This window comes from Protofrankia sp. CiP1_Cm_nod4 (genome assembly GCF_982290645.1).
In genome coordinates this window covers 1-3374 of record NZ_CEVIVC010000257.1, presented here as the reverse complement: position 1 = coordinate 3374, position 3374 = coordinate 1, and the positions used below count along the sequence as shown (strand labels likewise).

Below are 3374 nucleotides of genomic sequence, written 5' to 3'. Positions count from 1 at the left end.
GCCCCGTGCGCCGCCCGCCTGCCCAGCCCGCCGCTGTCCGGCCCATCACAGCCCCGGTCCGCCGGTACCCCGCATCTCGTAGACGGGCCGGCTTGCGGCCCGGTTCGCCTGTCAGCAGCCCTTGGTTCGCCTGTCAGCTCGCTCTGAGCCGGATCGTCGGCGTCACTCCCGATCCCACCGCGCCGGCCTGGCTCTCCGACACCAGGACGCTGACCGTGCCCCGCCTGGAATCGACCCGGACGGGCAGGTCCACCTGGTCGAGGAGGCGTTCACGACCGTCTCCCGACGGGGTGTAGAACACCTTCAGCGTCACCGAACGATCCTCCACGGCACGATCCTTCGCGGCACGATCCTTCGCGGCCGGAACATCACCGACTTTTGCACGGGGCCCGAGGCCGGTCGTGTCCACCCCGCCGGGGCTGATGGTGAGCTGGCTGGCCAGTGGCCGGTCCGGGCTCATCGGGAAGGAGCTGCGTCTGCCGTCCGCGGTCACCTCGATACGGGCCGCTCGGCTGCCGGCCGGTACCGACGCGCTGACGCCGACGGCGACGCTCGCGCCGTCGACCACCCGCAGGCGCTCCAGCCACGCCGCCGACGGCGATGACAGCGTCCGGTTGTAACCGAGGGCCAGCCTGAGCAGGTATGGCGACCGGTCCGGATGGTCGGCGACGACGTCCAAGTCGGCCTGCCCCCGCGACACCGCGTACAGCACCTGGCCATCCAGCGCCGGCGAGTTGGCCACCACCGACGTCGGGTGCATGAGAAAGGCCGGGTCGGCCGAAACGATGACCAGTGTGTGACCAGGCCGAGCATTGATCATGTTCAACAGATCACGATCACGCTGGGTGAAGTCCATGTTGTCCCGCAGCGCGACGACCAGGATGAACCCGCTGAGGACAAGACCCGCGCCGGCGACGAGACCGCTGGTACGCGGCCACGCCGACGCCATGTCCACCAGCCCGCGGGCTCCGAACAGGACGAGCGTGACCAGCACTGGCATCAGGTAGAATGGGCCGATGTAGCGGGTGCCGCCCCACAGTTCGGCGGCGTTCCAGGCGCCCCAGAACGCCACATACCCAATGATCAGGAGCAGGCTGCCGACACCGATGGTGAGCGCCGGTGCGGACGCCCGCCGGCGGACGACCGTCGCGACCGACAGGACCGCGAGAACGGCGCCGCCGCATGCCCAGGCGCCGAGCAGCCACAGATGATCACCGATCGCGGTGAGCCCTTCGACCAGCCCGAAGTGGTGGGCGGTGTCGGTGGGGAACAGCCGGCGGACCCCGAAGCCCAGCTTGTCCTCGGGCTCCAGGAGCGCGAACGGAAGCTGGAAGGGGCTGCCCGTCGCCGCCGCGTTGTAGCTGAGCAGCAGCGCGGCCGGAGTGGCCAGCCCCGCGCCCACCCAGCGCAGCATCCACCACCGCCGTCCCCGCGCGCCCCGCCACACCGCCCACAGCGCAAACGGGCCGAGGACCAGCACAACGTCGTACGGGCGTATCGCCGCCGCGAGCCCCAGTGCCAGCCCGGCCCCGGCGAGCGGCACCCGACGGTGGGTACGCAGGCCACGGAGCAGCCCGAACACCACGCATTCGGACAGGACGAGCACCGGCAGGTACGGCAGCAGCATCGCGCTCTGGAGGAGCACCAACGGTGACAGAGCCAGCAACCAGGCGGCGACGGCGGCGGCCCGCCGGTCGTCGAGCACCTCGACCCCGACAAGGTAGGTCATCCCGACCGCGGCAGCCGCGACAAGAGCGAGCGCCGTGGCCGTCCCACCCGTGATCACCAGGCTCATGGCCAGCCATCCGGCGACCACAGGGGTGTATTTCAGCACGTAGTGACCGTCGGTAACCACCGCCAGCCACGGTGCGTAGGAGTCGGCCGACGGTGGCGCCGACGGGAACAGGTCGCCTCCCGCCAACGTCCGGGCCTGCAGCAGGTAGAGCGCCTCGTCGTTGTTGATCGACAGGTAGGGGAACAGATGCCGGTTGATCAGCATCGCGGCGACGGCGCTGAGCAGGGCCGCCGCCGCAACCGTCCAGCCGGGCCTGGATACCGCGGCCAACCGCGACCGCGCAGCCACGAGCGGAGCCCGTCGCCCCGGCCCGCGATCCGGCTGACCAGGCAACCCGTGGTCGGGCGGATATCGACCGGAGAGCTTCGCGTGCTGGTCTGTAGACGGGTCCGTGGGTTGCGCACCCGGCGCGTCGCCGTCCGTCCGGGACAGATCCGTCTGCCCTTGTGGCGCTCGGATCGGCATCGGCGTCTCGGCCCCCCGCGTACTGGTCACGGACTGACGCTACCGACAGCTTCCGCACCGGCCGGGTACGGGTCCGCGTCCACACGGGCAGGGAGCCGACACAACGAACAATTCGGATCCGCCGAAGCAGCCACATCATGCCGCGGCCGGATCGAGAACCGTCACCGATGGTGATATATCGGCGAACTCTGCCGCTGGCGCAGTGACGTTGGGCAACGACTCGCCGAACGGCCCCTCTTCGGCCGTGTCCGTGCGATTTCCATCACGGTACCCCGTGCCGGTATCGAAGCGGGCCTCATCCCCGCCAGCGGGCTCATCCGCCCCGTCACGCGTGCCAACAGGCTCCCGTGCCGATGCCGCCTCACCCGCGGCCTGGCCGCCCCCGTTCTCCCCGCTCGCGCGTACCACCCGCCGGACCTCCGCGGTCTGCCTCGCAAGATCGACCGCCACGGCGTCGGCATCGACCTCGTAGACGACCCGGCGGTTTCCCTCGTGCGTCTCGAAGGACCTCTGCCGCAGCCGCCCGACCACGAGCGTCCTGTCCCCCTTGCGCAACGACGCGCTGACGTTCTCCGCCATGTGCCGCCAGCAGGTGACGGTGATGAAGACGCTGTGGCCGTCCACCCAGCGATTCTGCGTGCGGTCGAACCGGCGCGCCGTGCTGGCCAGGCGGAGGGAGCAGACGAAGTTCCCGTTCTGCGTGCAGCGCAGCTCGGGGTCGTCGACGAGGTTGCCAAGCAGCGTGACCGATGCCTCAATCATGGTTCCTCCCGGATCATGGGGTAGCCGGCCTGGTTCCGTGTGGCGGACGGTGGCTGTGACCTGATTAGCCCCTTACGTCCCGTCTCACACTCTCCAGCTCCGCGGCCGGCTTGGCACCCGCGATCCGCTACCTGTGGACAAACCGCATCCATCCACAGGCGCGAAGCCGCACGGATGCGCGATCCACCCTCGCCATGGCAGGGTGAGAGCTTTGACCACCGAAGGAGCATCGGACCAAACACGCAAAGTGCCCATTTGGTCTCATTCCGCTATCACCAGTAACCGCACTACGTGATCGCGACAGGAGACAGCACAATGGTGGTGCGCGCCCGTAGCTCAGCGGATAGAGCGA

General features: G+C 69.6%; 2 protein-coding genes. Both read right to left on the bottom strand.

Going from position 1 to position 3374, the window contains the following annotated elements; genetic code table 11:
• Window positions 1–133 precede the first annotated feature (133 nt).
• The gene (locus tag AC5LSR_RS23820) at window positions 134–2083 is read right to left on the bottom strand and encodes a DUF7846 domain-containing protein (protein ID WP_250283521.1); all 1950 of its coding nucleotides are present in this window, start codon (window positions 2081–2083) and stop codon (window positions 134–136) included.
• Window positions 2084–2395: 312 nt separating this feature from the next.
• Window positions 2396–3022, bottom strand: a complete 627-nt coding sequence (gene ssb, locus AC5LSR_RS23815; protein ID WP_250283523.1) for a single-stranded DNA-binding protein — start codon at window positions 3020–3022, stop codon at window positions 2396–2398.
• Window positions 3023–3374: the final 352 nt, after the last annotated feature.

Excerpts from the sequence above, each read along its gene's own strand:
- ssb (WP_250283523.1), bottom strand. The coding sequence starts at position 3,022 with ATGATTGAGGCATCGGTCACGCTGCTTGGCAACCTCGTCGACGACCCC.